The following is a 21,320-nucleotide window of genomic DNA, read 5'->3' on the forward strand; positions in this document are numbered from 1 at the left end:
CGCACAGCGGCCCGGCGCACCCTCAGCTGACGCGCCGGGCCCGGTGCGACGTCACCCGGAAGCGGGCCTCCGCCGGCAGTTCCGCCAGGCCCGCCGAGGTCCGGGCGTGGGTGAGGACCGGTCCGGCCAGCCCCGCCAGGGCGTCCGCGGGGACCGCGTGGGGCTCCAGCTCGACCGCCACCCGCAGGGCGGGCGCCCCGCGCCGCCCGCGCAGGACGACCCGGCAGCCGGCGACCCCGTCCAGGGCGCGGGCCTCCGCGGCGACGGCGTCGGACAGGGCGCGCCCGCGCAGCACGGCGAAGGCGCCGTCCCCGGTGTCCACGGCGACCTCCCGCAGCCTCGATCGCCGCAGCTGCGACAGCAGCCACCACAGTGCCAGCACCAGGCACAGGGCGAGGACCGCGCACAGCACCCACCAGGCCCAGCCCTCGGCGTGCAGGTACCGGTGCCGGTCCTCGGCGCTCAGCAGCGGCGCCGTACGGCCCCGCAGCGGGCGCACCCCCGTCAGCAGCACGATCCCGGCCGCCAGCAGGACGGCTCCGGCCACCGCCAGCAGGATCCGGTTCACCGTACCGAGCACCCCGCTCACCTCCTGACCCGTACGCGCCGCCGCGGCGGGTGCACCAGGCCCAGCTCTTCGATCCCGACGGCCAGTACCGCGTCGAGGTCGGCCCGTACCTCGTCCAGCTCGCGGAAGTGCGACCTGGCCCGCACCCGGACGCGGGAGCGGCCCACCCGGACCCGCGCCGACCGCACGCCCGGCACTTCCATGGCCCGGTCCCGCAGGACCTGGGCCGCGTCCCGCCGGCCGATGCCGGCGCGCAGGGGCGGGCCCGCGCCCGCTACCGCGTCCCCGCTCGGGTCGGGGCCCAGCATGGGCAGGATCCTGCGGACCCCGGGAGTGACGGCCAACAGCAGGAGTACCGCCCCGACCAGGGCCAGCGCCCCGCCGGCCAGCTGTACGGGGAGGTCCGCCGGGGTGTGGACCTCCAGCTGGTGGGCGAGCTCGCGGCGCCAGGCCATGGCGGGCCGGTCGGCCCGTACGGCGGCCAGGTCGTACAGGAAGAGGCCCGCCACCGCGAGCACGAGCAGGGCGACGAGTGCGGCGGGGATGCGGCGGGCGGATCTGAACCGGGTGGCCGTCACCGCAGCCGCCGGTCCCGCCCGGCGGCGGTTCGGGTGTGCGCCGAGTGCAGGCGCTCGATGTCGATGTCGACCTCGGGTACGGACATCTGCGCACACTCCTCGACACGGCGGGTGACCCGGCTGCGCACGGCCGCGCACTGGGCGGCGAGGTCACCGGGGTAGTCGAGCTCCAGGCTGATCCGGACCCGGGCGATGTCGTGGTGCACGGTGACGGTGGCCTGCGGGGGCGCGCCGGAGCCGGCGGCGACCGCTTCCCGGGCGGCCTGTGCGGCGATCTTGGCAACGACCCGGTCGGCGATCCGGGTGGCCCCGCGGTCGGCGGCGGCCACCGCGTGCGGGGTGGCCCGTGCGGTGCTCCGCGGCGCGGCGGGGCCCGGCGGCGCGTCCTGCGGCGGGGTGTCCATCGCGCCTCACCTGCGCCGGTCGTCGCGGCGGCGGAACAGGTCCCCGGGATCCAGGTCCCCGTCGAGGAAGCGGCCGGCGACGAAGCCCACGGCTCCGAGGGCCGCCACCAGCAGGAAGGCGCCGAATCCACCGAAATAGCCGGCGAACCCCAGGGCCATGCCGGCCAACATGCCGGCGACCGCCATACTCATGTACGGGCTCCTCTCGGCTACTGGAGTCGGGGCTCCGGCTCCTCGTCGGGCTCGTCGGGCAGTTTGACGTCGCTCACGGCGATGTTGACCTCGACGACCTCCAGGCCCGTCATCCGCTCGACCGCGGAGACGACGTTCTCACGGACCGCCCGGGCCACGTCACGGATCGACACGCCGTAGTCGACGACGATCTCCAGGTCGAGGGCGGTCTGGACCTCGCCGACCTCGGCCTTGACCCCGCGGCTGACCGCTGCCTTCCCGCCACCGGGAACCCGGTCCCGGACGGCGCCGAAGGTGCGGGAGAGGCCGCTGCCCAGGGCGTGCACGCCGACCACTTCACGGGCGGCCAGTCCGGCGATCTTCTCGACCACCCCGTCCGCGATGGTCGTGCGCCCCCGGTCGCCGGGAGCCTTGTGGGAGCCCCCTGATGCGTTTTCGGTCATCGCGTGTCCCTTCACGTGTACGGACTCACTCCGCTCCACGGTAGGCGCCCGGGCGCCCGGGCGCCCCGGGACTACGCCGGTCGGCGTCGTCCCGGGGCGGTTTCCGGTCCGGGGGCGGCGCGCGACGGGTCAGTCCGAGAGGCCCGCCAGGTCCCGCAGGCGACGCGCCTGGGCGGCGCGCTCGGCGGCGCGCTGCTCGTCGTACGGGCGGGCCAGCGCCCCGCGCAGCAGGGTCTTGGTCTCGATCATGGCGTCCCGGGGCGGGGCCAGCAGGGCGGCGCTCAGGTCGCGGACGGCGGCGTCGAGCTCGCCCGCCGGGACCACCAGGTTGGCGAGGCCGACGCGCTCCGCCTCTTCGGCGTGCACGAAGCGGCCCGTCGCGCAGATCTCCAGCGCGCGGGCGTAGCCGACCAGGGAGGCCAGCGGCTGGGTGCCGGCCAGGTCGGGCACCAGGCCCAGGCTCGTCTCGCGCATGGCGAACTGCACGTCGTCGGCAACCACGCGCAGATCACACGCGAGCGCGAGCTGGAAGCCGGCGCCGATCGCGTGCCCCTGCACGGCGGCGACGGAGATGATGTCGTTACGCCTCCACCAGGTGAACGCCTCCTGGTACTCGGAGATCGTGGCGTCGAGCAGTTCCTCGGAACCGCGCGCCAGGTCGAGGAAGGACGGCTCGCCCTCGAAGCCTTCGGGGGTGAACGCCTGCCGGTCGAGCCCGGCGGAGAAGGACTTGCCCTCGCCGCGCAGCACGACGACCCGGACAGTACCCGGCAACGACCTGCCCGCCTCGGCCAAAGCCCGCCAGAGCGCGGGGGATTGGGCGTTTCGCTTGGCCGGATTGGTCAGTGTCACCGTGGCGACCGTGTCGTCGACGGTGAGTCGTACGCCGTCCTTGTCGAGCAGAGCCATCCGTATGCCTCCGGTGTGCAGTCGGCCGCAAGCCCGGCCTAAGTGACTGCACAGTAACCACCCAGTCGACCGGAGGGCCGACCGGGGGGTCACCGAAGGGGACGTCGGTTCATGTGTGAGCCTTGAAGCCGTTGGAGCGTCTGGATCCGATGGACCGGGGTCAGGCCGTAGCAGCCTTCTTGCCACGTGTCGCGCCACCGCGGCCACGCAGCGAGACCCCGGACTCACTGAGCATCCGGTGCACGAATCCGTAGGACCGGCCGGTCTCTTCGGCCAGCGCCCGGATACTCGCACCGGAGTCGTACTTCTTCTTCAGGTCTGCCGCGAGCTTGTCGCGCGCGGCGCCGGTAACCCGGCTGCCCTTCTTCAGAGTCTCGGCCACCCGTGCCTCCTCATGGGAAGTGCGCTCTGGACTTCTCATGATCACCCCTCCCCGGCTTCCTGGCCACCCATTCAGCAAGGTCGGTACGGCGGCATTTCCCGCGCGGTGGACACCCGAGCAGACCGGAATCGACTCTTCCGTTGCATGACTTCCGTCACACTTCGCCCGCCGACCCGGGAATCACCAGGTCAGGGGCCGGAGCGCGGAAGCGCGAAGACCCCGGTCACACCCCCGCGAGGGCGCGGCCGGGGCCGTCGTACGACGCGCAACGGTACGAGACCGTCTCACTCAGATGATGGATCACCCCTGAGCCGAATGATCCATAAGGAACTGGATCAGAGCCGGGAGGGCGTCCCGGCGCCTCCCGGCACGTCCGGGGCGGGGGTCAGGCGAGGGCCACCAGGTCCCGGTAGTCCGGTCCCCACAGGTCCTCGACACCGTCCGGGAGCAGGATGATGCGCTCCGGCTCCAGCGCCTCCACGGCGCCCTCGTCGTGCGTGACGAGGATGACCGCGCCCTTGTACGTGCGCAGCGCGCCCAGGATCTCCTCGCGGCTGGCCGGGTCGAGGTTGTTCGTGGGCTCGTCGAGCAGCAGTACGTTCGCCGAGGAGACGACCAGCGTGGCCAGGGCCAGACGGGTCTTCTCGCCGCCGGAGAGCACGCCCGCGGGCTTGTCGACGTCGTCCCCGGAGAACAGGAAGGAGCCGAGTGTCTTGCGCACGTCGACCAGGTCCAGGTCGGGCGCGGAGGAGCGCATGTTCTCCAGGACCGTGCGGTCCGGGTCCAGCGTCTCGTGCTCCTGGGCGTAGTAGCCGAGCTTGAGGCCGTGGCCGGGCGTGACCTGGCCGGTGTCGGGCTGCTCGGCGCCCGCGAGCAGGCGCAGCAGGGTGGTCTTGCCGGCTCCGTTGAGGCCGAGGATGACCACGCGGGAGCCCTTGTCGATGGCCAGGTCGACGTCGGTGAAGATCTCCAGGGAACCGTAGGACTTCGACAGGCCCTCGGCGGTCAGCGGGGTCTTGCCGCAGGGCGCCGGGTCCGGGAAGCGCAGCTTGGCGACCTTGTCGGAGACGCGGACGGCCTCCAGGCCGGACAGCAGCCGCTCGGCCCGCTTGGCCATGTTCTGCGCGGCGACCGTCTTGGTGGCCTTGGCGCGCATCTTGTCGGCCTGGGAGTTCAGGGCCGCGGCCTTCTTCTCGGCGTTCTGGCGCTCGCGCTTGCGGCGCTTCTCGTCGGCCTCGCGCTGCTGCTGGTAGAGCTTCCAGCCCATGTTGTAGACATCGATCGCGGACCGGTTGGCGTCGAGGTAGAACACCTTGTTCACGACGGTCTCGACGAGGTCGACGTCGTGGGAGATCACGACGAAGCCGCCGCGGTAGTTCTTCAGGTAGTCGCGCAGCCAGACGATCGAGTCGGCGTCGAGGTGGTTGGTCGGCTCGTCGAGGAGCAGGGTGTCGGCGTCCGAGAAGAGGATGCGGGCGAGCTCGACGCGTCGGCGCTGACCGCCGGAGAGGGTGTGCAGGGGCTGGCCGAGGACCCGGTCCGGCAGGCTGAGGGCGGCCGAGATGGTCGCGGCCTCGGACTCGGCGGCGTAGCCGCCCTTGGTGAGGAACTCGGTCTCCTGGCGCTCGTACTGCTTGAGCGCCTTCTCGCGGGTGGCGCCGGATCCGGTGGCGATGCGCTCCTCGTTCATCCGCATCTTCTTGATGAGGACGTCGAGACCGCGGGCGGACAGGATCCGGTCGCGCGCCAGCACGTCGAGGTCACCGGTCCGAGGGTCCTGCGGGAGGTAGCCCACCTCGCCCGAACGGGTGATGGTGCCGCCGGCGGGCTGGCCCTCTCCCGCGAGGCACTTGGTGAGGGTGGTCTTGCCGGCTCCGTTGCGGCCCACCAGGCCGATGCGGTCGCCCTTGGCGATGCGGAAAGAGGCGGACTCGATGAGGACGCGGGCGCCGGCGCGCAGCTCGATGCCGGTGGCGGTGATCACGGAAATACTCCAGGGCGGGTCGGGACGGCGGAAGGGGGCAGGACGCGAGGCTTCGACGCCGCTAATCCGCGAGGAGATTTGCCATGAGAGGCATTCTACCGGGGGTGTGCAACTGGTTTCCGGGGCGGCGGCCGGGCGAGCCGGGGCGCAGGCCGGGGTGAACGGGTCGATACTCGCCGCAGGGGCGGCCGCGCGGCCGCGCCCGCCTCACGGATGGAGGACGGTGCGGGATGCAGTTCGACGACGACGCCGATCTGGACACGTCCGAGGTCAAGGATCTGCGTGGACGTCGCGTCCCGGGCGGGAGGGCCACCATCGGCGGCGGGCTCGTCGGCCTCGTCGCGCTCGTCGTCGCCCTGCTCTTCGGTGTCGGACCGGAGCAGCTGGGGCTGTCCTCCGGGGACGAGGAGCCCGCTCCGGCCGCGTCCTCCGTCAGCCAGGTGCAGCAGGCGTGCCGGACGGGGCGGGACGCGAACGCGCGCGAGGACTGCCGGCTCGTGGCGGTGGTCAACAGCACCCAGGACTTCTGGCGGCAGGAGTTCACGCGCCGCAACGGCCGGTACGCCCCGGCGTCGACGGTCTTCTTCACCGGCACGGTGAGCACCGCGTGCGGGGCAGCGACCTCGGCCGTGGGCCCGTTCTACTGTCCTGCGGACCGGCAGGTCTATTTGGACCTGGGCTTCTTCGAGGAGCTGCGGACGAAGTTCGGCGCGAGCGGCGGCCCCTTCGCGCAGGCGTACGTGGTGGCCCACGAGTACGGGCACCACATCCAGAACCTGACCGGCACGCTCCAGCGGGCCCAGGACGGGCGGCAGGGCGCGGACAGCAACGCGGTCAGGGTCGAACTGCAGGCGGACTGCTACGCGGGCGTGTGGGCGCACCACGCGACGCGGACTCCGGACGAGTCCACGGGGCGGCCCCTGATCACCACGCTGACCGACCGGGACATCAGGGACGGGCTGGACGCGGCGGCCGCGGTCGGCGACGACCGGATCCAGGAGATGTTCCAGGGCCGGGTGACGCCGGAGTCCTGGACGCACGGCTCGTCCGAACAGCGCCAGCAGTGGTTCTACCAGGGCTTCCGGACCGGCGACATGACCCAGTGCAACACCTTCCGCTGACCGTCGGCGGCGCCTGCCATGCTGTGTGACGCGGGTCACCGTCACGAGAGGGAGTGATCGTCATGGCAGGCGTTCCGTCCATCTGTCCCACGCTGGTCTACCGCGACGCCAAGGCGGCGATCAAGCTGCTGACGGAGGCCTTCGGCTTCAGCCAGGTCGCCGTGTACGAAGGGGACGACGGCGCGGTGGTGCACGCGGAGCTGTCCTACGGCAACGGTGTGGTGATGCTGGGCAGCAAGGGCACCGGCGGGGCCTTCGACAAGGCCATGGAGGGCGCCGGCCCCTCGGGGGTCTACGTCGTGGTCGACGACGTGGACGCCCACCACCGGCGGGCGGTCGAGCACGGCGTGGAGATCGTGATGGGACCCACCGACCAGGACTACGGCTCCCGCGACTACATGGCGCGGGACGGCGAGGGCAACATCTGGAGCTTCGGTACGTACGCGCCGCAGGCCTGAGGGCCGCGGGAGGTACGCGCCGCGGGTCCGGTCGGGCCCACGGCGCGTACGCGCGTAGCGCGGGAGTCAGGCGCCGCCGGTGTGGACCTGGAAGGCGGCCCGGCGGACCGCCTTGGCCAGGGCCGGGTCCGGATGGGCGGCGGCCAGCGCGACCAGGACCTGCACCGTGCGCGGGTGGCCGACCGCGCGGACCTCGTCCAGCAGCCGGGGGACGGTGGTGCGGACGGCCGAGTCCAGGTGGCGGGCCAGCAGCTCGGCCTCACCGTGGTCGGCGATGGCTGCGGCGGTGTCGACCCAGAGCCAGGTCGACTCCTCCGCGGTGAGCACGTCCTGCGCCTCGTCGGGGTCGATGCCGTCGTGCTCGGCGAGCCAGAGCAGCGCGTACGGGCGCAGCGCGGGCTCGCGCACGGTGGCGCGCACCTCGGGCTCCGCCGGGGCGCCGACCACGCGCAGCGCCTCGAAGGCCAGGCCGCGCAGCAGGGCGTCCTCGCCGCGGGCGGCCTGGAGGAGTTCGGCGACGGCGTGGCCGACGGGGCGGGCGGCGAGCCAGGCCCGGTATTCGGCGCGGGCCGGTCCGGGAGTGAGCCGCGCACAGCCGTGCAGCATGGCTGCGGCGGACTGCTCGATGTTCCCGGCCGGGCTCTGCGCCGCGACGCAGATCTGTTCCAGTTTGACCCAGACGGCCCAGCTGCCGAGCGGGGTGAGGGCGGCCCGGGCGGGTCCGAGGGTGACGGCGTCCACGGCGGCGAGCCCGCCGAGCGCCCAGCGCAGCAGCCGGGCGAGCGGGACGGGGCGTGCTTCGGCGGAGCCGGCCGCGGAGGTCAGTGCCGTCGCGGGCTCGGCCTCGTAGGGGATCTCGCAGCGCTCGTCGCGCAGTTCGGTGACGCGCTGTCCGAGCAGGTCGAGCAGGTCGGGGACGGTCACCGGGCCGGCGGACAGCTGGAGCAGGGAGAGCAGTTGGGGCATGGCCTCGACGACCTCGGCGACGGCCGCGGGGGCGATGTCGGCGGGGGCCGGGTGGACGAGCGACCAGGCGTCGAAGAGCGCGACCCAGCCGCGCAGCACCGCGGTGTCGTCGCGGTCCCAGGCGCGCAGCCGCCAGCCGGGCCGGGCGTGGCCGCCGTGCACCTCGACCAGGCCGGCGAGGCGGGCGCGGTCCCAGCCGACCCGGATCTGGCCGTGCGTCAGGCCCAGCTCGTCGGCGGCGCGTTCGACGTCGGCGGCGGCCAGGGCTCCCGTGGGGGCGGGCCGGCCGCCGTCCACCGCGCCGAGGTTGCGTTCCGCCCAGCGGGTCAGGCGCACGGCGTCCGCGAGTGAGGCCCGGGCCCGGTTCGCGAGGTCGGCGGTGGCCGGGGTACCCGCCGGGGGGCGCGCGGCCGGGCGGGTGCGACGGTCGGTCACCGCCTTGCGTGCCGCGGCGACGGAGCGCGGGGAGACGAGTCGGAGTCTGGAGTCGCGAGCCAACTGCTCATCAGGCTTTCGGGACGTCACGGAAGCAGTCTCGCCCGTCACTGGCCGAAAGCCCAAACGGAAGCGGCTCCTTCCACCAACTACCCCGGGTGCAGACCGGGACAAGCCGCCCGCAGGGCCCGGCCCGTCACACGGCCTTCACATCAGAGGAGTGAGGAAGCGGCGCAGGGCTTCCTCGTAGCCGGCCGGATCGGCGTTCCACATCGCGCCGTGCCCGGCCTCGCGCACCGTGTGCAGGGTGATCAGGTCGGGGCGGGCGGCGGCGAGCCTTCGGGAGGGGTCCCAGGGGGCGAGCGTGTCGTCCGGGCCGTGGAAGATCAGTACGGGGACCTTCAGCGCTGCGGGGTCGGAGCCCGGTGGGAGGCGGTCGGCACGCAGCCCCGCGCGGCCCTCGGCGGCCCGCACCGCCAGCGGCAGCAGCGCAGCCGGGGTGCGGCGCGCCGCGGCGAGCGCGCGCAGGGTGGTGTGCCAGTCGAGCACGGGCGAGTCCAGCACGAGTCCGGCGATCCGGTCGGCGAGCGCCGACCGCTCGACGGCGTGCAGGGCCATGGTGGCGCCGGTGGACCAGCCGTGCAGGACCACGCGGCGGGCGCCGTAGCGCAGGGCGTAGCGGATGGCAGCGTCCAGGTCCCGCCACTCGGACTCGCCGAGGTGGCCGAGGCCGTCGGGGGGTTCGGGGGCGCCGAGGTCGCCGCGGTAGCCGAGGTCCAGGACGGGCAGCCGGTGGCGGTGCAGGAAGGGCATGACGACCATCGGGTGCTCGCGGCCCGCGCCGAGTCCGTGCACGGTGATCACCCAGGTGTCCCGGGCGGCCGGCACGAACCAGGCGGGCAGCGCGCCGAGCTCGCCGGGGACGTCCACGTCGGCGTGGTCGAGCCCGAGTGCGGTGCGCGGATCGCCGATGTGCACCTGGGGGGTGAGGGTGACCCTGGTGCCGGGGTCCAGGCTGCCGTGGGTGACGGAGAGGAGCCGGCGCACGACGGTGTCCGGGTCGTGGGCCGCGTCCGGGAGCACGGGGCCGACGACGGCGTGCACACCGGGCGCGGCCAGGCCGTACACGCCGGGGCGCAGGGAGGCCAGCGAGCGGGTCAGTGCGATCCTGCCGTCGCCTGCGGAATGGACGCTCAGCCGCGGTCCGCCGGGGAGCGGTACGCCGGGCCGGGGGCGCAGGGCGGCATCGGCGGCGTACCGGCCGGCCGCCACGGCGGCCGCGCCCGCCCCGAGGAGGGTCGTCGTGACGGCCGCTGCCGTCGCTGTCACGGTACGCACCGTTCCAGTGTGGTCGCGCAGAGTCCGGCGAGCCACCGGAGGCACACCTTCCGGGTCTACGCGGGGAGAGTGATCCGGGTCTCATTCCGGGGGCGGCCGGGGTGGCCGCGGGCGCCGTCGGGGACATGCGGAGGGGTTCGTTCACCCGGCTTTGACGTGCATTAATGCTGAAATCAGCGCAACAATCAGGACGAATGTCTCGATCGCGCCCTGTGCCCGTACACCGCTCCGCCGGAGTCAGTTCACCTTCCGTTCATCCAGGTTGCCTACGTTCGCCGAGCCACTGACGCCAAACAGAAGCCTGGGTAAATGGAGCACATAACGCTTCTCCTCGGGATCGTGATCATCACCGCTCTCGTGTTCGACTTCACGAACGGTTTTCACGACACGGCCAACGCGATGGCCACCACCATCTCGACCGGCGCCCTCAAGCCCAAGACCGCGGTGGCCATGTCCGCCGTGCTCAACCTCGTCGGCGCGTTCATGTCCGTGGAGGTCGCCAAGACGATCTCCAAGGGCCTCGTCAACGAGGAAGGCATCCAGCCAGAGGTGATCTTCGCCGCGCTGGTCGGCGCGATCCTCTGGAACCTCGTCACCTGGCTGGTCGGACTCCCGTCCAGTTCCTCCCACGCCCTGATGGGCGGCCTGATCGGTGCCGCGGTCGCCTCCGCCGGCATGGGCGCGGTCAACGGCGGGGTCGTCGTGACCAAGGTCCTCATCCCCGCGATCGCCGCGCCGCTGGTCGCCGGCGTCGCCGCGTACCTGGCCGCCAAGCTCACCTACAAGCTGGGCGACAAGGTCGGCGAGAAGACCTCCGCCAAGGGGTACCGCGCCGGTCAGATCGCCTCCGCCGGTCTGGTCTCCCTCGCGCACGGCACCAACGACGCGCAGAAGACGATGGGCATCATCACGCTGGCCCTCATCGCCGGCGGCGCACTCACGCCCGACGCGAACCCGCCGGTCTGGGTCATCGTCTCCGCCGGCCTGGCCATCGCTCTCGGCACCTACCTGGGCGGCTGGCGCATCATCCGCACCATGGGCAAGGGCCTGACCGACCTGCAGCCGCAGCAGGGCTTCGCCGCCCAGACCTCGGCCGCATCCGTCATCCTGGCCTCCTCGAACCTGGGCTTCTCGCTCTCCACCACCCACTCGTGCTCCGGTGCGGTCATGGGTGCGGGCCTGGGACGCAAGGGCGGCGTGGTCCGCTGGTCCACCGCGACCCGCATGTTCGTCGCCTGGGGCCTGACCCTGCCGGCCGCCGCGCTGGTCTCCGCCGGTGCCGAGCTCGTCATGCGCGCCGGTGACGTCGGCGTCGCCGCCGTCACCGTCTTCCTGGTCGGCTCCTGCCTGGCCATCTGGCTCATCTCGCGCCGCCAGGTCGTCGACCACCACAACGTCAACGAGGTCGAGCAGGCGGACGCAGAAGAGCCGGGCGTCGTCACCACGGCGATCGCCGCCGTCACCGTCCCGCCCACCGTCGCCGCGGCCGGCACCACCGCCGCGGTCGCGGACGACGACCTCAAGGCCACCATCCCGGCCACGACGCAGACCCCGGCAGCTCCGGCCGCCACGGTCTGACCGAGACAGAGACACAGAGGAATCGGCAGTATGAAGATCGACTGGGAAGCGCTCGGCTCCGTCTTCGGGGTCAGCCTCTTCGCCACCGTCGCCCTCGTGGCCCTCTTCACCCTGGGCCTGGTGGGCCTGTCCAAGCACGAGGCCGCCACCGAACAGGGCGGCACCGCCACCCTGGCCCGCAGCGGCGCGTACCTGTGCTTCGCGCTCGTCGCGGCGGCCGTGACGTACGGGATCTACCTGATCGTCGTCTGATCCCCCGCGCCAGCGCGAGCCAGACGTGAAAGCCCCCTCCGGGTTCGTCCCGGAGGGGGCTTTCCCCAATCCGGCTTTCCCCGCTCCCCGCCCTGCCGCACCGCAGGTCAACGGCGAGTTGACGGGCCTTCCGGGTGCGTGGTGGACTGCCCGAGCCAATACGGCGGCATGGAGAGGAAGTCCGGTGCGAATCCGGCGCGGTCCCGCCACTGTCACCGGAGAGCGCACGCCGCGCGTGCGCCCCGGGAGCCAGGAACTCTCGCCGCCGGACACGTCGAACCAGGGCGCGGACCCTGAGTGAGGACATACCTGCCACCATGCGTGCCGATCGCGTCTTCGCGTACGGCGCCACGGCGGGCCTGATCGGCGACCGGATCCTCGGTGATCCCCGCCGAGGGCACCCCGTGGCCGCCTTCGGACGAGCCGCCGCCGCAGTCGAGCGCTCCCTGTGGCGTGACGACCGCGGCCGGGGCGTCCTGCACACCCTGCTGTGCGCCGGGGGCGCGGCCGCCGTCGGCGCGCTGGGCGCCCGCGTCGTGCGCTCCCGGCCCGCGGCCGCCCGTATCGCCCTGACCGCCGCCGCCACCTGGGCCGTCGTGGGCGGCACCTCGCTGGGCCGTGAGGCCCGTGCCATCGGGGGCGCGCTCGCCGCCGGGGACATCGAAGTGGCCCGTGAGCGCCTGCCCCACCTGTGCGGCCGCGACCCGCAGGCCCTGGACGGGCAGCAGCTGGCCCGGGCCGTGGTGGAGTCCGTGGCCGAGAACACCTCCGACGCCGTGGTCGGGGCCCTGGTGTGGGGCGCCGCCGCCGGAGTCCCCGGACTGCTGGCGTTCCGCGCCGTCAACACGCTGGACGCGATGGTCGGCCACAAGTCCCCCCGCCACCTGCGCTACGGCTGGGCCTCCGCCCGCCTCGACGACCTCGCCGGCTGGCCCGGCGCCCGGCTGACCGCCCTGGCCGCCGTGGTGGCCGGCCCCGACCGGCGCGGAGCCGTGCGCGCCTGGCGCGCGGACGCCGCCGCGCACCCGAGCCCGAACGCCGGTCCCGTCGAGGCCTCCTTCGCCGGGGCGCTCGGCGTCAGACTGGGCGGGACCCTGGCCTACGGCGGCCGGGTCGAGCACCGGGCCGTCCTGAACGGCGGGGCCGGGCGCCCGGTGGAGGTCGCGGACATCGAACGGGCGGTACGGCTGTCGCGACAGGTGACGTGGCTGGCCCTGGGCGCCTGCGTGGCCGCCCGGACGCTGGCGGCACGAGTACGAGGGGGACGCGCATGAGCGGCGCGCAGCGCGGCGGCGGACTGCTGGTCGCCGGTACGACGTCCGACGCGGGCAAGAGCGTGGTCACGGCAGGCATCTGCCGCTGGCTGGCCCGGCAGGGCGTGAAGGTGGCGCCCTTCAAGGCGCAGAACATGTCGCTGAACTCCTTCGTCACCCGGGAGGGCGCCGAGATCGGGCGCGCCCAGGCGATGCAGGCCCAGGCGGCCCGGGTGGAGCCGACCGCGCTGATGAACCCGGTGCTCCTCAAGCCCGGCAGCGACCGCAGCAGCCAGGTGGTGCTGCTGGGGAAGCCGGTGGGCGAGATGAGCGCCCGCGGCTACCACGGCGGGCGGCAGGAGCAGCTGCTCGGCATCGTCACGGACTGTCTGGAGCAGCTTCGGGGCACGTATGACGCCGTGATCTGCGAGGGGGCCGGCAGCCCGGCGGAGATCAACCTGCGCCGGACCGACATCGTGAACATGGGCATCGCGCGGGCCGCGCGCTTCCCGGTGGTCGTGGTCGGCGACATCGACCGCGGCGGGGTCTTCGCGTCCTTCTTCGGGACGACGGCGCTGCTCTCCCCCGAGGACCAGACGTTGATCGCCGGATACCTGGTCAACAAGTTCCGCGGCGATGTGTCGCTGCTGGAGCCGGGCATGGAGATGCTCCGCGGGCTGACCGGCCGGGCGACCTACGGTGTGCTGCCCTTCCGGCACGGGCTGGGCATCGACGAGGAGGACGGCCTGCGCGTCTCGCTGCGGGGCGCGGTCCGCGAGTCCGTGGTGGCACCGCCCGTGGGCGAGGACGTGCTGCGGGTCGCCGTGTGCGCGGTGCCGCTGATGTCGAACTTCACGGACGTCGACGCGCTCGCCGCCGAGCCGGGGGTCGTGGTGCGCTTCGTGGACCGCGCCGAGGAACTGGCCGACGCCGACCTGGTCGTCGTCCCGGGCACCCGGGGCACGGTGAAGGCTTTGGCGTGGCTGCGTGAACGCGGACTGGCGGACGCGCTGGTCCGGCGGGCCGCCGAGGGCCGCCCGGTGCTGGGCATCTGCGGCGGTTTCCAGGCCCTGGGCGAGCGCATCGAGGACGACGTGGAGTCGAAGGCCGGCTCGGTGGAGGGCCTCGGGCTGCTTCCGGTGCGCGTCCGCTTCGAGCGCGAGAAGACCCTGGCCCGGCCCACCGGAACCGCGCTCGGCGAGCCGGTGGACGGGTACGAGATCCACCACGGGGTGGCCGAGGTCCTGGGTGGGGAAGCGTTCCTGGACGGATGCCGGGTGGGGGCGGTGTGGGGCACGCACTGGCACGGCTCGCTGGAGTCGGACGGCTTCCGCCGGGCGTTCCTGCGCGAGGTGGCGGCGGCCGCCGGACGGCGGTTCGTACCGGCCCCGGACACCTCCTTCGCCGCGCTGCGCGAGGAACAGCTCGACCTGTTGGGCGACCTGATCGAGGAGCACGCCGACACCCGTGCACTGCTGGACCTGATCGAAGCGGGCGCGCCGGCGGGCCTCCCCTTCCTCCCGCCGGGCGCCCCGTGACCGGCGGGGCCCCGCGGCTGCCGAGGAGCGGAGTTCGCAACGGAGCCCCGGTGCAGGGACGGAGGACCTACGGGGGACGGTCCCGCACGGCTGCGGCCCGCCCACGGCCCGCGGCCGCCCCGCACCTCCGCGCCGGCACCTGCACGCAGACACACATCCGCCCAGAGAAAGGCATCGCATGAGCACGCCCTACCCGTTCACCGCGGTCGTCGGCCAGACCGACCTGCGGCTGGCGCTCCTGCTGAACGCCGTGAGCCCGGCGGTCGGCGGTGTGCTCGTACGAGGCGAAAAGGGGACCGCCAAGTCCACCGCCGTGCGCGCGCTGTCGGCACTGCTGCCGGCCGTGGACGTCGTGCCCGGCTGCCGGTTCTCGTGCGCGCCCGTCGCACCCGACCCGGACTGCCCCGACGGCCCGCACGGCACCGGCCCCGGCGGCGCCCGCCCGGCCCGCATGGTGGAGCTGCCCGTCGGCGCCTCCGAGGACCGACTCGTCGGCGCCCTCGACATCGAGCGGGCCCTCGCCGAGGGCGTGAAGGCCTTCGAGCCCGGCCTGCTCGCCGACGCCCACCGCGGGATCCTGTACGTGGACGAGGTCAACCTCCTCCACGACCACCTGATCGACCTGCTGCTGGACGCCGCCGCGATGGGCGCCTCGTACGTGGAGCGCGAGGGTGTCTCCGTCCGGCACGCGGCCCGGTTCCTGCTCGTCGGCACCATGAACCCGGAGGAGGGCGAGCTGCGGCCGCAGCTCCTCGACCGCTTCGGACTGACCGTGGAGGTCGCCGCCTCCCGCGAGCCCGCCCAGCGGGTGGAGGTCGTCCGCCGACGGCTCGCCTACGAGGACGATCCCGCGGGCTTCGCCGCCCGCTGGTCGGGGGACGAGGAGCAGGTCCGCGCCCGGGTCACCGCCGCGCGGGCACTGCTGCCGCAGGTCCGCCTGGGGGACAACGCGCTCCTGCAGATCGCCGCGACCTGCGCCGGCTTCGAGGTCGACGGCATGCGGGCCGACATCGTGATGGCGAGGACCGCGACCGCACTGGCGGCCTGGGCCGGGCGGACGGCCGTACTCAAGGAGGACGTACGGCAGGCCGCCCTGCTCGCCCTCCCCCACCGGCGGCGCCGCAACCCCTTCGACGCACCGGGCCTGGACGAGGACAGGCTGGACGAGATCCTCGACCAGTTCCCCGACGAGGACCCCCAGGACGACCCGGATCCGGAGCCGGAGCCGGATCCGGACCCGGAACCCGGCCCGGACGGCGGCCCAGAGAACCCGCAGGGCCCGGACGACGGCGGCGGCCCCGACGGTGGCGGAGTTCCCCCGCAGGGCGGCGGTCCCCAGGACGCCCAGCCCCCGGCGCAGCAGCCCGCCGAGGCCCCCGCGGCTCCACCGGAGGCCGCCCCGCAGCCTCCCGCCGGGGAGACCGGCGGGCCCGAGCAGGCCGCCGTACGCGCTGCCGAGCCGTTCCGGACCAGGATGCTGAGCGTCCCGGGGCTCGGGGAAGGCGCCGCCGGGCGGCGTTCGCGCGCCCGAACCGCCCACGGTCGGACCACCGGCGCCCAGCGCCCACGCGGGCAGCTTACGAAGCTGCACCTGGCGGCCACCGTGCACGCGGCCGCCCCGCACCAGAAGGCGCGCGGCCGTTCCGGGCGCGGCCTGCTGATCCGCAAGGACGACCTGCGGCAGGCCACCCGCGAGGGCCGCGAGGGCAACCTCGTCCTCTTCGTGGTCGACGCCTCCGGTTCCATGGCCGCCCGGCAGCGGATGAGCGCGGTCAAGGGCGCCGTGCTGTCGCTGCTGCTCGACGCCTACCAGCGCCGGGACAAGGTCGGCCTGGTCACCTTCCGCGGCGCCGCCGCGGAGTTGGCGCTGCCGCCCACCTCCTCGGTGGACGCGGCCGCCGCCCGGCTGGAGAAGCTGCCCACCGGCGGCCGGACCCCGCTGGGGCCCGGACTGCTGAAGGCCCACGAGGTGCTGCGGATCGAGCGGCTGCGGGATCCCAGCCGCAGGCCGCTGCTGGTCGTGGTCACCGACGGGCGGGCCACCTCGGCCGGTTCCGCCGGCGGCGACCCGCGCGAGCTGACGGCGCGCAGTGCCCGCCTGCTGGCCGCCGACGGGGTCGCCTCCGTCGTCGTGGACTGCGAGTCGGGGCCGGTCCGGCTGGGACTGGCCGGGGCGCTGGCCGCCGAACTCGGCGGGCCGGCCGTCACCCTCGACGGGCTGCGGGCCGACTCGTTGGCCGGGCTCGTGAAGGACGTACGTACCGCAGTGACAACTCCCGCTTCCCCCAACACCACCAGGAGGGCCGCGTAATGCCGCAGGGACAGCCGTCCGTCGTTCCCGACGACGGGCTCACCACCCGCCAGCGCCGCAACCGCCCGCTCGTCTTCGTCCACACCGGCCCCGGCAAGGGCAAGTCCACGGCGGCCTTCGGGCTGGCGCTGCGCGCCTGGAACCAGGGCTGGCCGATCGGGGTGTTCCAGTTCGTGAAGTCGGCGAAGTGGAAGGTCGGCGAGGAGAACGCGCTGAAGGTCCTCGGCGCCTCCGGCGAGGGCGGCACCGTCGTCTGGCACAAGATGGGCGAGGGCTGGTCCTGGGTGCAGCGGGACGCGCAGCTCGACAACGAGCAGGCGGCCAAGGAGGGCTGGGAGCAGGTCAAGCGGGATCTGGCCGCCGAGACGCACAAGCTGTACGTGCTCGACGAGTTCGCGTACCCGATGCACTGGGGCTGGATCGACGTCGACGAGGTCATCGAGGTGCTGCGGAACCGCCCCGGCGCCCAGCACGTGGTGATCACGGGCCGCAACGCGCCGGAGAAGCTGGTGGAGTTCGCGGACCTCGTCACCGAAATGACGAAGGTCAAGCACCCGATGGACGCCGGCCAGAAGGGCCAGAAGGGCATCGAGTGGTGATCCCGTCCGACATCCCCCGGCTGGTCGTCGCCGCGCCGTCGTCCGGCAGCGGCAAGACCACCGTGGCCACGGGCCTGATGGCGGCCTTCGCGGAGCGCGGCCTCGCCGTGTCCCCGCACAAGGCCGGGCCCGACTACATCGACCCCGGGTACCACGCGCTGGCCACCGGGCGGCCGGGACGCAACCTCGACGCCTTCATGTGCGGGCCGGAACTGGTCGCTCCGCTGTTCGCGCACGGGGCGGCCGGGTGCGACCTGGCCGTGGTCGAGGGCGTGATGGGGCTCTACGACGGGGCCGCGGGCCGGGGCGAGCTGGCGTCGACGGCGCAGGTGGCGAAGCTGCTGCGGGCGCCGGTGGTGCTGGTGGTCGACGCCTCCTCGCAGTCGCGGTCGGTGGCGGCGCTGGTGCACGGCTTCGCGTCCTTCGACCCGCAGGTGCGCCTCGGCGGGGTGATCCTCAACAAGGTCGGCTCCGACCGCCACGAGGTGATGCTGCGGGAGGCCCTGGAGGAGGCGGGCATGCCGGTGCTCGGCGTCCTGCGGCGGGCTCCTCAGGTGGCCACGCCCTCGCGCCACCTGGGGTTGGTGCCGGTGGCCGAGCGGCGCGCCGAGGCGCTGGCCGCCGTGGCCGCACTCGCCGAGCAGGTCCGAGCGGGCTGCGACCTGGACGCGCTGATGGCGCTGGCGCGGACGGCCCCGCCGCTGTCCTGCGCCCCGTGGTCGGCGGCGGGGCCTTCCGAGCCGGCACCGGTGTCCGCCCCGGGGGACACCGCTCCGGGCCCCAGGAGCGACGCCGGGCGGCACCGCCGCCCCGTCGTCGCCGTCGCCGGCGGGCCCGCGTTCACGTTCTCCTACGCCGAGCACACGGAGCTCCTGCGGGCGGCGGGCGCGGAGGTCGTCACCTTCGACCCGCTGCGGGACGAGGCCCTGCCCGAGGGGACCGGCGGCCTGGTGATCGGCGGCGGCTTCCCCGAGGTGTACGCGCCCGAGCTGTCCGCCAACCAGGCGCTGCGCGAGGCCGTCTCCGCGTTCGCCGCGGCCGGCGGTCCAGTGGCGGCCGAGTGCGCCGGGCTGCTGTACCTGGCCCGGTCGCTGGACGGGAAGCCCATGTGCGGGGTGCTCGACGCGGACGCGCGGATGTCGGAGCGGCTGACCCTCGGCTACCGCGAGGCGGTGGCGGTGTCCGACAGCTCGCTCGCGGCGGCCGGTACCCGGCTGCGCGGGCACGAGTTCCACCGGACGGTCGTCGAGCCGGGCGCCGGGGAGACTCCCGCATGGGGGCTGACGCACCCGGAGCGCCGCGTCGAGGGCTTCGTGCGGGGCGGTGTGCACGCCAGCTATCTGCACACGCACTGGGCGGCGGAGCCGTCCGTGGCCCGCCGTTTCGCCGGGGCCGCGGCCGCGTGGACCGCGACCGTGCGGGAAGCCGCGGCAGCACGGCCGTGAACCCTGCCGGCTCACTCCGCGATGCCCACCACGAGCCAGATCCCGGCCACCCCGCCCACCGTGCACATCAGCGTGGACAGGGCGGGGTGCTTGTGGTGCGCCTCGGGCAGGATCTCGGCGGCCGCGAGGTACAGCAGGAGGCCTCCGAAGAACCCGAGGTACGCGCCGAGGGGTTCCTCCGGAAGGGTGAACAGCAGTGTGGACGCGGCGCCCGCGACGGGCGCGACGGCGTCCGCGAAGAGCATCATCAGGGCCTTGCGGCGGTCGTTCCCGTAGAGGCTGGTGAGGGTGTAGGTGTTGAACCCGTCGGCGAAGTCGTGGGTGATCACGGCGAGTGCCACGGCCACCCCCATCCCGCCACCGACCTGGAAGGCCGCGCCCAGCGCCACCCCGTCGGCGAGGCTGTGGCCGACCATCGCGGCGGCCGCGGTGAGCCCCACCTGCGGGACGCGCCCGCCGTTGTCGGCGCCGTGCGCGGCCCGGCGCACGGCCAGCAGGCGTTCGACGACGTGGGCGACCAGGAAGCCGGCCACGAAGAGCAGCAGGGCGAGCGGGACACCGAAGACCTCCCGGCCGGCCGCGTGCAGGGCTTCGGGGAGCAGGTCGAGGCCGACGACACCGAGCATCAGTCCGCCGGCCAGGCCCAGCACGAGGTGGCGGCGGTCGGTGACGCGCTGCGCCGTCCAACCGCCCAACAGGGTCATCAGGAACGCGCCCAACGCCACGATCACGGCCATGTGCCCCTGAATACAGACTCCGCAGCCCGCGCGCACGTCCGCGCACGGGTGGCGGGTGTCGCGGTGTTGACGATGGACGGGTGTCCGGTGAGGTGCCGGTGACCGTGACGACGGAGGGAGGCCCCGCGGTGGGCGAGTACACGACGCGGCTGGTGGTCGGGGTCGGTGGCCGTGCGGGGGTCTCCGTGGAGGAGGTCTGCGCACTGGTCGAGGAGACGCTGCGGGGCGCCGGGCTGGCCGAGGCGGCCGTGACGGCGCTGGCCACCGTGGACTCGAAGGCGGCCGAGGCGGGGATCACCGGTGCGGCGGAACGTTTCGGCGTGCCCGTTCTGGGTTATCCCGCGGCCCGCCTGGCCGCCGTCACCGTCCCGCACCCCTCGGAGGCGGTGCGGGACGCGACCGGGACCCCCTCGGTGGCGGAGGCCGCCGCCCTCGTCGCGGGCGGAGAACTCCTCGTACCCAAGCGGCGTTCACTGTCGGCGACCTGCGCGGTGGCCACGGCCGAAGCGCACGACCTGCGCCACCACGGGGACGCCGAGGTGGCGGACGCGGGCTCCGCGCTGGAGGACCTCGCGGTCAACGTACGGGCGCACACGCCGCCGGAGTGGCTCAAGCGGCGGATCGCCGCCTCCCTCGAGGACCTCGCCGCGTACCCCGACGGGCGGGCCGCCCGCGCGGCAGTGGCGGCGCGGCACGGGCTGCCGGTCGAGCGGGTGCTGCTGACGGCGGGGGCCGCGGAGGCCTTCGTGCTGATCGCGCGGGCCCTGGGCGCCCGGCGGCCGGTCGTGGTGCATCCTCAGTTCACCGAGCCCGAGGCGGCCCTGCGGGATGCCGGCCACCGGGTCGAGCGGGTGGTGCTGCGGGCCTCGGACGGGTTCCGGCTCGATCCGGCAGCGGTGCCGCAGGACGCGGACCTGGTGGTCGTCGGCAATCCGACCAACCCGACGTCCGTGCTGCACCCAGCGGCGGCCCTGGCCCAACTGGCCCGTCCGGGCCGGGTCCTGGTGGTGGACGAGGCGTTCATGGACGCCGTCCCGGGCGAGCGTGAGGCCCTCGCGGGCCGGACGGACCTGCCGGGGCTGGTCGTGCTGCGGAGCCTGACGAAGACGTGGGGTCTGGCGGGGCTGCGGATCGGTTACGTGCTGGCCGAGCCCGAGGTGATCGCGAAGCTGGCGGCCGCGCAGCCGCTCTGGCCGGTGTCGACGCCCGCTCTGGTGGCGGCCGAGGCCTGCGTGGCTCCGGCCGCGCTGACCGAGGCGGAGGAGGCCGCACGGCGGATCGCCGTGGACCGGGCCCATCTGTTGGCCGGGCTCGCGGAGTTCGACGAGGTGAAGGTGGCGGGCGTGGCGGAGGGTCCGTTCGTTCTGATCCAGCTGGCGGACGGTGCGGAGGTCCGCACCCGGCTGCGGGCCCTGGGCTTCGCCGTGCGGCGCGGGGACACCTTCCCCGGACTGGACCGGACCTGGCTCCGGCTGGCGGTGCGCGACCGGGCGACGACGGGCCGCCTGCTGCAGGCCCTGGACCGGGCCCTGGCCCTGACCTCCCGCTGACCTCCCGCTTCTCCGGTGGCGGACCGTCCGGGCCGCTGGGAGGTGATGCGGGCCGACTGCCTCACGCAGCACTCGGACACGGGGCCGCCGTTCGCGTCCTCTGCGCCTCCTGCGCGGCCCTCGACGGGGCGCTTCCCGCCGCCGGGCGCGACGCGTACGCGCGGATCGACCGGCAGGTCACCGAGGCCGTGACGGCGCGGGGCGCGGGGGGCAGGATCTGGCCCACGCCACCCGTTGAGCACTCCCCTCCGATGTGCTCGCCGGGTGGCGCGGTCCCGG

Annotated in this window: 21 protein-coding genes and 1 riboswitch; of the genes, 10 read left to right on the forward strand and 11 right to left on the reverse strand. The window is 74.2% G+C overall.

The features are described 5' to 3' along the window. Positions 1-22 precede the first annotated feature (22 nt). From amaP to ACFW2G_RS23145, 8 genes are all read right to left on the reverse strand, one after another. Positions 23-580 carry an alkaline shock response membrane anchor protein AmaP gene (gene amaP, locus ACFW2G_RS23110; protein ID WP_384451721.1) on the reverse strand — a complete coding sequence of 186 codons (558 nt, stop codon included), beginning with the start codon at positions 578-580 and terminating at the stop codon, positions 23-25. A 5-nt stretch (positions 581-585) separates the two neighbouring features. Beyond that, a complete protein-coding gene (locus tag ACFW2G_RS23115; protein WP_052031358.1) occupies positions 586-1,146 on the reverse strand; it encodes a DUF6286 domain-containing protein in 561 nt (186 codons plus the stop codon). After that, complete coding sequence (locus ACFW2G_RS23120; RefSeq protein ID WP_384451726.1) at positions 1,143-1,550, reverse strand: hypothetical protein; 408 nt, start codon at positions 1,548-1,550, stop codon at positions 1,143-1,145. The genes ACFW2G_RS23115 and ACFW2G_RS23120 overlap by 4 nt, the downstream gene beginning before the upstream one ends. A gap of 6 nt (positions 1,551-1,556) precedes the next feature. Continuing rightward, entirely contained in the window at positions 1,557-1,742 is a 186-nt protein-coding gene (locus tag ACFW2G_RS23125) for a hypothetical protein (RefSeq protein ID WP_030662934.1), read from the reverse strand. 17 nt (positions 1,743-1,759) lie between these two features. Beyond that, a complete protein-coding gene (locus ACFW2G_RS23130; RefSeq protein WP_106967711.1) occupies positions 1,760-2,185 on the reverse strand; it encodes an Asp23/Gls24 family envelope stress response protein in 426 nt (141 codons plus the stop codon). A gap of 129 nt (positions 2,186-2,314) precedes the next feature. Then, a complete protein-coding gene (locus tag ACFW2G_RS23135) occupies positions 2,315-3,094 on the reverse strand; it encodes an enoyl-CoA hydratase/isomerase family protein (protein ID WP_384582904.1) in 780 nt (259 codons plus the stop codon). Positions 3,095-3,254: 160 nt separating this feature from the next. After that, positions 3,255-3,476 carry a helix-turn-helix domain-containing protein gene (locus ACFW2G_RS23140; protein WP_030010789.1) on the reverse strand — a complete coding sequence of 74 codons (222 nt, stop codon included), beginning with the start codon at positions 3,474-3,476 and terminating at the stop codon, positions 3,255-3,257. A gap of 385 nt (positions 3,477-3,861) precedes the next feature. Continuing rightward, positions 3,862-5,460, reverse strand: coding sequence for an ABC-F family ATP-binding cassette domain-containing protein (locus tag ACFW2G_RS23145; protein WP_037930202.1), 1,599 nt, complete (start codon positions 5,458-5,460; stop codon positions 3,862-3,864). A 230-nt stretch (positions 5,461-5,690) separates the two neighbouring features. Here ACFW2G_RS23145 and ACFW2G_RS23150 point away from each other — a divergent pair, with 230 nt between their 5' ends. Both ACFW2G_RS23150 and ACFW2G_RS23155 read left to right on the forward strand, forming a co-directional pair. After that, positions 5,691-6,581 (forward strand): neutral zinc metallopeptidase, encoded by an 891-nt coding sequence (locus tag ACFW2G_RS23150; RefSeq protein WP_384582907.1) that lies wholly within the window; start codon positions 5,691-5,693, stop codon positions 6,579-6,581. A gap of 62 nt (positions 6,582-6,643) precedes the next feature. Further along, positions 6,644-7,039 (forward strand): VOC family protein, encoded by a 396-nt coding sequence (locus tag ACFW2G_RS23155; protein ID WP_037930279.1) that lies wholly within the window; start codon positions 6,644-6,646, stop codon positions 7,037-7,039. 66 nt (positions 7,040-7,105) lie between these two features. On the opposite strand, the gene ACFW2G_RS23160 is transcribed toward ACFW2G_RS23155, so the two are convergent. Together ACFW2G_RS23160 and ACFW2G_RS23165 are read right to left on the reverse strand one after the other, a co-directional pair. Further along, the gene (locus ACFW2G_RS23160) at positions 7,106-8,530 is read right to left on the reverse strand and encodes a hypothetical protein (protein ID WP_370466570.1); all 1,425 of its coding nucleotides are present in this window, start codon (positions 8,528-8,530) and stop codon (positions 7,106-7,108) included. A gap of 117 nt (positions 8,531-8,647) precedes the next feature. Further along, positions 8,648-9,778, reverse strand: coding sequence for an alpha/beta hydrolase (locus ACFW2G_RS23165; protein ID WP_384582910.1), 1,131 nt, complete (start codon positions 9,776-9,778; stop codon positions 8,648-8,650). 309 nt (positions 9,779-10,087) lie between these two features. Here ACFW2G_RS23165 and ACFW2G_RS23170 point away from each other — a divergent pair, with 309 nt between their 5' ends. The 7 genes from ACFW2G_RS23170 to ACFW2G_RS23200 all read left to right on the forward strand — a co-directional run bounded on the left by ACFW2G_RS23170 (position 10,088) and on the right by ACFW2G_RS23200 (position 18,754). Continuing rightward, positions 10,088-11,356, forward strand: coding sequence for an inorganic phosphate transporter (locus ACFW2G_RS23170; RefSeq protein ID WP_037930194.1), 1,269 nt, complete (start codon positions 10,088-10,090; stop codon positions 11,354-11,356). 30 nt (positions 11,357-11,386) lie between these two features. Beyond that, positions 11,387-11,608 carry a hypothetical protein gene (locus ACFW2G_RS23175; protein ID WP_037930191.1) on the forward strand — a complete coding sequence of 74 codons (222 nt, stop codon included), beginning with the start codon at positions 11,387-11,389 and terminating at the stop codon, positions 11,606-11,608. Positions 11,609-11,780: 172 nt separating this feature from the next. After that, a riboswitch (cobalamin riboswitch) is annotated at positions 11,781-11,867 on the forward strand. A 58-nt stretch (positions 11,868-11,925) separates the two neighbouring features. Next, positions 11,926-12,882, forward strand: a complete 957-nt coding sequence (locus ACFW2G_RS23180) for a cobalamin biosynthesis protein (RefSeq protein WP_037930188.1) — start codon at positions 11,926-11,928, stop codon at positions 12,880-12,882. Beyond that, the gene (locus ACFW2G_RS23185; RefSeq protein WP_384582913.1) at positions 12,879-14,399 is read left to right on the forward strand and encodes a cobyric acid synthase; all 1,521 of its coding nucleotides are present in this window, start codon (positions 12,879-12,881) and stop codon (positions 14,397-14,399) included. Before ACFW2G_RS23180 ends, ACFW2G_RS23185 begins: the two co-directional genes overlap by 4 nt. Positions 14,400-14,577: 178 nt before the next feature. After that, positions 14,578-16,710, forward strand: coding sequence for a putative cobaltochelatase (locus ACFW2G_RS23190; RefSeq protein ID WP_384582916.1), 2,133 nt, complete (start codon positions 14,578-14,580; stop codon positions 16,708-16,710). Further along, positions 16,710-17,309: a cob(I)yrinic acid a,c-diamide adenosyltransferase gene (cobO, locus tag ACFW2G_RS23195; protein ID WP_037930179.1), complete on the forward strand. Its 600-nt coding sequence runs from the start codon at positions 16,710-16,712 to the stop codon at positions 17,307-17,309. Before ACFW2G_RS23190 ends, cobO begins: the two co-directional genes overlap by 1 nt. Then, positions 17,303-18,754, forward strand: coding sequence for a cobyrinate a,c-diamide synthase (locus ACFW2G_RS23200; RefSeq protein ID WP_384582919.1), 1,452 nt, complete (start codon positions 17,303-17,305; stop codon positions 18,752-18,754). Before cobO ends, ACFW2G_RS23200 begins: the two co-directional genes overlap by 7 nt. Positions 18,755-18,765: 11 nt before the next feature. Here the strand turns inward: ACFW2G_RS23200 and ACFW2G_RS23205 are convergent, their stop codons facing one another. After that, positions 18,766-19,491 (reverse strand): ZIP family metal transporter, encoded by a 726-nt coding sequence (locus tag ACFW2G_RS23205; protein WP_384454408.1) that lies wholly within the window; start codon positions 19,489-19,491, stop codon positions 18,766-18,768. 98 nt (positions 19,492-19,589) lie between these two features. Here ACFW2G_RS23205 and cobC point away from each other — a divergent pair, with 98 nt between their 5' ends. Further along, a complete protein-coding gene (gene cobC, locus ACFW2G_RS23210; protein ID WP_384582967.1) occupies positions 19,590-21,041 on the forward strand; it encodes an Rv2231c family pyridoxal phosphate-dependent protein CobC in 1,452 nt (483 codons plus the stop codon). Positions 21,042-21,320: the final 279 nt, after the last annotated feature.

This window comes from Streptomyces sp. NPDC058880 (assembly GCF_042742535.1).
In the GTDB taxonomy this organism is placed as follows: Bacteria; Actinomycetota; Actinomycetes; order Streptomycetales; family Streptomycetaceae; genus Streptomyces.

Coding starts and splice junctions, on each gene's coding strand:
- ACFW2G_RS23120 (WP_384451726.1), bottom strand. CDS start 1,550: ATGGACACCCCGCCGCAGGACGCGCCGCCGGGCCCCGCCGCGCCGCGG.
- ACFW2G_RS23125 (WP_030662934.1), bottom strand. CDS start 1,742: ATGAGTATGGCGGTCGCCGGCATGTTGGCCGGCATGGCCCTGGGGTTC.
- ACFW2G_RS23130 (WP_106967711.1), bottom strand. CDS start 2,185: ATGACCGAAAACGCATCAGGGGGCTCCCACAAGGCTCCCGGCGACCGG.
- ACFW2G_RS23135 (WP_384582904.1), bottom strand. CDS start 3,094: ATGGCTCTGCTCGACAAGGACGGCGTACGACTCACCGTCGACGACACG.
- ACFW2G_RS23150 (WP_384582907.1), top strand. CDS start 5,691: ATGCAGTTCGACGACGACGCCGATCTGGACACGTCCGAGGTCAAGGAT.
- ACFW2G_RS23155 (WP_037930279.1), top strand. CDS start 6,644: ATGGCAGGCGTTCCGTCCATCTGTCCCACGCTGGTCTACCGCGACGCC.
- ACFW2G_RS23170 (WP_037930194.1), top strand. CDS start 10,088: ATGGAGCACATAACGCTTCTCCTCGGGATCGTGATCATCACCGCTCTC.
- ACFW2G_RS23175 (WP_037930191.1), top strand. CDS start 11,387: ATGAAGATCGACTGGGAAGCGCTCGGCTCCGTCTTCGGGGTCAGCCTC.
- ACFW2G_RS23180 (WP_037930188.1), top strand. CDS start 11,926: ATGCGTGCCGATCGCGTCTTCGCGTACGGCGCCACGGCGGGCCTGATC.
- ACFW2G_RS23185 (WP_384582913.1), top strand. CDS start 12,879: ATGAGCGGCGCGCAGCGCGGCGGCGGACTGCTGGTCGCCGGTACGACG.
- ACFW2G_RS23190 (WP_384582916.1), top strand. CDS start 14,578: ATGAGCACGCCCTACCCGTTCACCGCGGTCGTCGGCCAGACCGACCTG.
- cobO (WP_037930179.1), top strand. CDS start 16,710: ATGCCGCAGGGACAGCCGTCCGTCGTTCCCGACGACGGGCTCACCACC.
- ACFW2G_RS23205 (WP_384454408.1), bottom strand. CDS start 19,491: ATGGCCGTGATCGTGGCGTTGGGCGCGTTCCTGATGACCCTGTTGGGC.